This window comes from Niallia sp. HCP3S3_B10 (assembly GCF_052064465.1).
Lineage (GTDB): Bacteria > Bacillota > Bacilli > Bacillales > Cytobacillaceae > Niallia > Niallia hominis.
Genome location: NZ_JBQHVO010000041.1, coordinates 40,499 through 48,739, shown reverse-complemented (window position 1 = coordinate 48,739; position 8,241 = coordinate 40,499). Strand labels below are relative to the sequence as shown.

The 8,241-nt window shown below is 30.5% G+C and carries 6 protein-coding genes and 1 pseudogene; 1 reads left to right on the top strand and 6 read right to left on the bottom strand.

All coding sequences use genetic code 11. The features are described 5' to 3' along the window. Nucleotides 1–907: 907 nt before the first annotated feature. Nucleotides 908–1,180 (top strand): annotated as a pseudogene (locus ACTNDN_RS16785) (transposase domain-containing protein); the annotation flags it as partial. 271 nt (nucleotides 1,181–1,451) lie between these two features. Here ACTNDN_RS16785 and ACTNDN_RS16780 read toward each other — a convergent pair. From ACTNDN_RS16780 to ACTNDN_RS16755, 6 genes are all read right to left on the bottom strand, one after another. Further along, nucleotides 1,452–2,618 carry a nucleotide sugar dehydrogenase gene (locus ACTNDN_RS16780; protein WP_441131594.1) on the bottom strand — a complete coding sequence of 389 codons (1,167 nt, stop codon included), beginning with the start codon at nucleotides 2,616–2,618 and terminating at the stop codon, nucleotides 1,452–1,454. A gap of 53 nt (nucleotides 2,619–2,671) precedes the next feature. After that, nucleotides 2,672–4,054 carry a sugar phosphate nucleotidyltransferase gene (locus tag ACTNDN_RS16775; protein WP_441131593.1) on the bottom strand — a complete coding sequence of 461 codons (1,383 nt, stop codon included), beginning with the start codon at nucleotides 4,052–4,054 and terminating at the stop codon, nucleotides 2,672–2,674. Nucleotides 4,055–4,367: 313 nt separating this feature from the next. Next, nucleotides 4,368–5,627, bottom strand: coding sequence for a WcaI family glycosyltransferase (locus ACTNDN_RS16770; RefSeq protein ID WP_441131592.1), 1,260 nt, complete (start codon nucleotides 5,625–5,627; stop codon nucleotides 4,368–4,370). A 29-nt stretch (nucleotides 5,628–5,656) separates the two neighbouring features. Next, entirely contained in the window at nucleotides 5,657–6,223 is a 567-nt protein-coding gene (locus ACTNDN_RS16765) for a putative colanic acid biosynthesis acetyltransferase (protein WP_441131591.1), read from the bottom strand. Beyond that, nucleotides 6,198–7,295: a glycosyltransferase family 4 protein gene (locus ACTNDN_RS16760; protein ID WP_441131590.1), complete on the bottom strand. Its 1,098-nt coding sequence runs from the start codon at nucleotides 7,293–7,295 to the stop codon at nucleotides 6,198–6,200. Before ACTNDN_RS16760 ends, ACTNDN_RS16765 begins: the two co-directional genes overlap by 26 nt. After that, nucleotides 7,292–8,233 carry a glycosyltransferase gene (locus ACTNDN_RS16755; protein WP_441131589.1) on the bottom strand — a complete coding sequence of 314 codons (942 nt, stop codon included), beginning with the start codon at nucleotides 8,231–8,233 and terminating at the stop codon, nucleotides 7,292–7,294. Before ACTNDN_RS16755 ends, ACTNDN_RS16760 begins: the two co-directional genes overlap by 4 nt. Nucleotides 8,234–8,241: the final 8 nt, after the last annotated feature.

The following is an 8,241-nucleotide window of genomic DNA, read 5'->3' as shown; positions in this document are numbered from 1 at the left end:
ATTCAGTTGCTATTTCAGTTTATCACATTCACACAATCTAACTCTCTATCAATCTTCGACAAATTTCGGGCCGTCACTGTGACCAAGAGTTCAATGATTTTGGATTCGACAAAACTCGGGTAGTCACATCGAGGTAAACATAGAAGGAAATCTTTTTGAACAAGAACAACTAACAGAGGCAAAGAAACAATCTACCACTCCAATATTCTACAAAATAATCAAATTTCCTGCCAAAATGAAAATAAAAAGAAGAAGACAACAATACACTTGCTGTACTTCTTCTTTAATAAATTCCAACAGCAATCACGCACAAAGCCTCCTGTGAAACATTCGTGTGAAACAAGATTTTTCGGGGTGTCACTGTGACCAAGTATTCTTTAACAAATTCCATCAGCAATACCACAAAGCTTCCCGTGAAACACCCCTGTGAAACAAGATTATTCGAGGCGTCACTGTGACCATGAATTCTAGTTTGACGCTTACCTTAATCCAATGCGTGATGAGGGAAAAAGGAAACGTTGAGTCCGCCTTAATACACTTTATTCCCTGATGATTTGAATGGAAAGAATGGATTTCCTTTCCATTCAAATCATCAGGCCAGCAAGCGTAGCGCGGTAGCCTTGACTGAACACAACACTAAAGTAACTAAATGCGACAACTATGTTGACAAACACCGTTTATCACTCACACAATCTAATTTTCTATCAATATTCGACAAATTTCGGGGCGTCACTGTGACCAAGAGTTCTAACTCTCTATCAATCTTCGACAAGTTTCGGGCCGTCACTGTGACCAAGAGTTTCATTTCATCTGCAATAATCATTACTATTTCAGCTTATCATTCACACAATCTAATTCTCTATCAATCTTCGACAAATTTCGGGGCGTCCCTGTGACCTAGAGTTATAATCGAAGTGAACGGTCGATCAAGTCAGTAGTGATCGGAAGAAAGGCATGGCTGTTCAGCAATACACCGCAAGGTGCTAGAGCCAGTGCCATCATATACAGTATGGTGGAGACAGCAATCGCAAATGGATTAAATCCATATTACTATCTTCGCTATCTATTTGAGCAGCTTCCCAATATGAATTTGACAGATATGGATGCCTTAGACCGAATGCTTCCTTGGTCAACAACTTTACCAGTTTCTTGTATCTCTTTTAAAAAGTTATCTAAATAATAACTTAGGTCCCATCTAATTAATAGGTGGGGCCTATTTGACGCTTACATCGCTATAAAGAATCAATCATACAGAGTTAAATTCCGTTGGCAAGTGGTAACATTTTTAATTGCCGTTTTAAACATTTTTTGCTTGCCAAATACAATAAGCTCTCTGGAACCCCACAGCATAGCCAAGGATTTTCGTTACCATTAATAAAATACAATACCCTCATCTAATTTTAGATGAGGGTATCAATAAACATTAAAATACTATGCAAGTACTATATCAATCAATCTCTACTAAACAAATCTCTAGTATAAACTTTCTCTTTAACATCTTCTAAATCACTAGATAATCGATTAGCAACTATCACATCAGAAATTTCTTTAAATTGATTAAAATCATTAATCACTCTAGAATTAAAGAAAGTTTCTTCCTGTAATGCTGGTTCATAAACAACAACTTCAATACCTTTTGCTTTAATACGTTTCATAACACCTTGTATAGCTGATTGTCTGAAGTTATCAGAGTCCATTTTCATGGTTAAGCGATAAATACCAACAACTTTTGGATTCTGTTTAATAATCATTTCTGCTACATGATCTTTTCTAGTTCTATTGGCGTCAACAATTGCAGACATGATATTATTTGGAACATCCTCATAGTTAGCTAATAATTGCTTTGTATCTTTTGGTAAACAATAACCGCCATAACCAAACGATGGGTTATTATAATGGGTTCCAATTCTTGGATCTAAGCCCACTCCATCAATAATTTGCTTGGCATCTAATCCCCTTACTTCTGCATAGGAATCAAGTTCATTAAAGAAGGCTACTCTCATTGCTAAATATGTATTAGCAAAAAGTTTAATAGCTTCTGCCTCTGTAGAATTTGTAAATAAGACATCGATATCTTCTTTGATTGCACCTTGAACTAATAAATCCGCAAATACCTTTGCTCTTTCTGATTGTTCTCCCAATACGATTCGTGAAGGATATAAATTATCATAAAGTGCCTTACCTTCTCTTAAAAATTCAGGCGAGAAGATAATATTATTCGTTTCAAACTTTTCTCTTATTTTCTCTGTATAGCCAACAGGAACAGTTGATTTTATTACCATAATAGCATTGGGATTAATAGAAAGAACATTAGAAATTACAGTCTCAACGGTTCTAGTATTAAAATAGTTTTTTTCTGGATCATAATTTGTTGGAGTGGATATAATTACATATTCAGCATCTTTAAATGCAGAAAGATTATCTGTTGTTGCCTCTAAATTTAATTCCATTCTCGCTAGATATTCCTCGATTTCATTATCAATGATAGGAGATTTTTTATTATTGATTAAATCTACCTTTTCTTGAATAATGTCAAGGGCAATAACTTCATTATGTTGAGCTAAAAGAATAGCGTTTGATAAGCCCACATACCCTGTCCCTGCTACTGTGATTTTCATTAGCTTTAGCCCTTCTTCCCCGGTATATTAATAAATTATTTTATATTTTATTTTTATAAAATAACACTTGACTTTGAATCTTTATGATAAGTAAGAATATCCTCCCACTCATATGCTATTCGATGTACATCTTCCCCGCTTATTCCAGAACCTGTTTGAACCTCAATAAACTCTAATTCAGAAAAAGCACGAACTCCATGCTTTTTACCAGCAGGAATGTGTATAACGTCACCTGCTTTTACACGAGTAATAGTAGTATCAAGTATTAATTCTCCCTCACCTTTCACTATTGTCCATACCTCATCTCTAAGGTTATGAAAATGATAAGTAGAGTTTTTCTCCTGGTGGATACAAATACGTTTAGTAACCATTTCTTCCCCATTGCTGTATTTAGAATAATCTAGAGTTCGTGACCATCCCCAAATACGTTCTTCATACATAGGTGGTTGGTCAAAGTCCTTAATAAAATCTTTTATTTTGGGGCTTGATGCTTTATCACTAACTAAGATCCCATCTGGACTTGCTGCAACAATCACATCTTTTACTCCAAGTACTGTAATAGGAATATCCAACTCATTAATTAAATGTGTATTTATCGAATCCTCACTTATAATACCTTTACCAACTTGATTAGTTATCATCTCTTCTGTCAATGTATTCCAAGTCCCAAGATCCTTCCAGTAACCATTATATGGCAAAGTAATTATATTGCTGGATTTTTCAACTACTTCATAATCAAAACTAATTTTAGGTAAACTATTATACTGGTTGTTCATCTCATTATAATCAAGATTAAGTTTTTTTTCTCTAAGTATCTCTAACAAGTAACCCAATTTAAATGCAAAAACACCACAATTCCATAAGGCATTTTTTTCTATTAATTTTTTTGCTTTTTCTTCTGTTGGCTTTTCTTCAAAATGACTAACTTTCAAATAATTATCCAAAGCTTCATTAGAAACAATGTAACCATATTTTGAAGATGGATATGTCGGTTTTACACCTATTAATGCTAAATCAGCACTTGACTCTATAATAGCTTTTTCTAAATCTTTTACTCGATGAAAAAAGTCAATTTCAACAAAGGGATCAACAGGTAGAACTATTATAACTTCATCCTCTGATATTTTTTCAACTGTATACAGATAGGTTACAGCTAGAGCTATTGCAGGAAAAGTATCACGTCTATCTGGTTCTGTTATTATTGGTACATCTAAACCTAACTGACTTTGGATTATTTCACGTTGAATTTTTGATGTTGCTATAGTTGCATCATTAGCAAGGCCAGTTTTCTCTAATTGACCCCAAACTCTCTGAACCATAGATACTTTATAGTCCACGTTACTATCTAAGACTTTTAAAAATTGTTTTGATCGTGTATCATTTGATAAAGGCCATAATCTCTTTCCCGAACCTCCAGAAAGTAAGATAAGTTTCAAATTTAACCCTCCTTTTTACTACCTTTATAAAAATAATAATTAACTTAATAACTAATTAGAAATAATTCAAGCTGTTCCCTCTTCACTAGACAAGACTCTTTGCTTAGTTTTAGCGAACTAGTTTTGAATTGTGTATATTTTTCTATTTTCACATTATAATTCAAAGTAGAATATCTTTTCCTCATGAATAAATAGATTAACCAAACAATTCTCTGTTTTCTTTGATTCCAAGCTTTTTTATCATTACCTTATCCTTAAAAATTTTTATAATTGATTAAAGACTTAGTTAATAATAAGATATTTTCTGTCAAAGTTATAGTTTACCTTCACTAAGGAGTTTATCCAAATCCTTTTCAAACCTAGATAATATTTTATTCTTATCAAATGATTCCTCTGCATACTTTCTAGCATTCTTTTCGTAAACATCCAAATTTTCTTGATTTACTAAATTTGAGATTGCCTCATATAACAAATCAGAACGCTCTGGTTCAATTACAAAACCCGATTCAGAACTATTTACAACCTCATACAAAGCTGTCCCTTTATCAGCCGTAGCAATAACAGTTCTTCCAGCTGATAAAATATTCGTCAATTTTGATGGCATTACTAAATCAGCAGCCTCCTTTTTCTGAATAACTAAATGAACATGTGCAACTGCCAATAGTTCAGGTAGTTTTTCTAAGGATTGGACAGGGAAAAACAATACATTATCTAAGCTATTACTTTCTTTTTTACGTACTAATTCTTCTTTTGCTACTCCGTCACCAATAAATACAAATTTAATATTACTAATTTCATTTTTTTTAAAGTCGCTTGCTACATCTAGCACAATGTCCAACCCTTGCTTTTTCCCCATATTCCCAGAGTACATAATAATTTTATCGTACTTACTAATACCAATCTCCTCTCTGAAATTATTTATTTTTGAGAGTGGAGCTATAAATTGGATATCCGACCAATTTGGAAATAAAATAAATTTATTAGTCTTTATTTTTTTTTCTTTAATTCTTAAAATCATTGAATTTGTTATGGACGATATTATGTTAACTTTATTTAAAAAGTATACTTCTACCTTATTAATTAAACTATTTATAAATTTTTGCTTAATAATACCTAGTCTTATTGCAGCATCAAATTCTAAATCCTGTACATGTAATAAAATAGGTATTTTTTTTATAGTTTTAAATATAATAGCATTAATTAGGGGTATTAACGGTGGACAAAGGACTATTATTATATCAAATTGTTTTTTCTTAAAATAAATTGGAAACCAATATCTTAAGGAGTTAAATGTAAATGTAATTTGCATTAATATTCTTTTTAGTGCTGAAGTATTTTTTTTATTAGGAACATATAGAAATGTCCGATATATATTAACTCCATTAATTGTTTCTTTTACATATTTCTTCCCTTTATATTCATCATATATTTCCCATTCAGGATAAGAAGGCATTGCAGTGTATACATCAACCTCATGACCTTTAGATACAAGCCATTCAGCCATTTCGGTATTATATTTTGCTATTCCGGTCATTTCAGGATAATAATTTGTACTATAAAGTAATATTTTCATTTTACACCCTATTATTTAATAAATATTTTTTAGTAATTCCCTATTTTCTCGGCTATATTTCGTTTTTTACAAAATTTCGCAGGATTACCTGCATAAACCATATTATCGGGTACGTCTTTAGTAACTGTACTTCTTGCAGCTATTACTGCATGTTCATTAATTGTTACACCTGGATAAACAAAAACATCACTTGCAACCCAAGCTCCATCCTTTATTATTATTGGCTTTGTTACTAATCCAAAATAAGGGTCTGATATATTATGACTTCCTGTACATAAATAGGATTCTTGAGAAATAATACAATTTGATCCTATAACTATATTGTCAAGGCTATACAACTTTACATTATCACCAATCCATGTATAATCCCCTACTATTACTTTCCATGGATAAGTAAATTTAGCAGTTGAACGTATTTGAACATTTTTTCCAATTTTAGCACCAAACAATCTTAAAAGAAAATTTCTCCAACTATACATATTATGTATAGAAAATCGAAATAACGATCCTTGAACTATCCACCATATTAAAACAACTAAGTTTGATCTACCTCTTGAATACCAAGATTGATCATATTTTTTTAATTCCACTTTCATTTGTTAATACCTCATTAAATATTTTATCTAGTCTTTCAATGTAATGCACTTCTTTGAATTTTGTTAGAGTATAATCTCTATTATTTTTTGCAATATCTATTAAACTATTTTTATCTGATAAATTTATTAATGATTGTACAATTTCATTAGGAGATTGAGGATATATTAAAGCACCATTACTCTCAGATACGATATCAGGTATCCCAGCATGTCTAGTTGTTATTATAGCCAAACCATTTCCCATCGCTTCAATTATAGAAATAGGCTGTCCCTCTTTTTTATAGTACGTTGGTAAGATAAATATTTCACATTTATATAATAAATCTCTTTTTTGCTCTTTTTCAACAATATTATGATAGATAATATATTCTTCTATATCATGTTCTTTAATATAACTGTGAAAATTATTTTCTTCCTCTAGAGAAAAAAAGGCGCCTGCAAAATGAAACTTCATTTTATAATTTGTTTTCTTCAAGATACAAATTGCCTCTAGTATATCTTTATATCCTTTACTCTCTATAAAATTACTTAGAAATAGTACATTCAAAGTATCATTTTTCTTATGATAATTATTTATCTTTTGGGTAAACCTTTTATCACTTAACAAACTTGAATCTTCTATAAAATTTTCACATACTCTAATCTTATCTACACTTATTACATTGCTAAATATACTTTTTAATCCTTCGCTTAAAACAATCACTAAACTCACTTGGCTAATTAACTTCTTATTTAATCTTTTTTGAAAAAAATTAAGAGAATTATATAAACTCTTATAATATCCTCCATGGTAATGGATAATAACTTTCTTGTTTTTTTTTAGCAGTTTATTTAGGATAAGCATATCTCTGATATTTCCCATTTTGGACTGTGAAATTGTAAAATAATAAATATCTGCATAACTATTGTTAATAGATTTTAAATAGCTAAATATTTTCTTATTATTTGTAATATCGAGATTTTCAATTTCATATTTTTCATTTAGATAATCAGATTTTAGTATAGTATCCAAAGCTTTTGATAATCCATGAATTGGAGGAGGAAATTGCCCTATTAAATATACCTTTTTCATTTATTTTTCACCTTGATTTTCTTTTGTATCTTCCTTAAATACTTATAGATTCCAATTTTTCTGCTATAAACACCGATTAAACCAATTAAAGATAAATTATAAAAAGATCCAAAAGATTTTATTATATCTTTATTTAGATAATCATCCTCATTTATATTAATATCACAGATTTTTTCATTAAGAGTAACTTTATATTTATCACTTCTAGAACTATGTGTACCACTGAAATCCATTCCAATATTGTAAATATATGAATATAAAGGATAAACCGTGTGTTTTTTTTGAATAAATTGATTATAAACCCATCTGATGGCCCATGAATCAATCCTATTATTCATTTGATCTTCCAACATATAAACTAAATCATTTCCACCCATATTAAATTCTTTTTTTTGAATCCTATTTTTTTTAAAGTTATAATATTCTTTTATTTCCCAATCAATCGATTCCCATCTATTTTTCCATGTTGCCCATCCCCAAGAACAGCCCCTTGGAGCTAAATAGACACAACTTTTATAATCTTTTTCAATATTTATTTTAGGTCCATATCCTGATATAGACCATATATTCTCATCAGAAGCATACTTCTCTAAACACTCATTCATATAATTCAAAAAAATAGGAGAAGATACTAAATCATCTTCTAGAACAATTACTCTTTCATACCTATCAATTACTTCGCTAACACCATCAATTACGGATTTTGCCAGCCCTTTGTTTTCCCTCTGCTCAATAATATGAATATTTTTAAATCCTCGAATTGAATTAATTACCTTTCTTACTTCTTTTACTTTATCAACATCCCTTTGATTTTTAGGAGCATCTGAAAAAATAAATAAGTCTGTCTCATTTGCAAGAGAGTTTGATTTTAAACTTTGAATTGTTCGTTTAGTATGCTCAGGTCTATTATAAACAAATAAAATTACTGGAGAAATCATCAGATAGT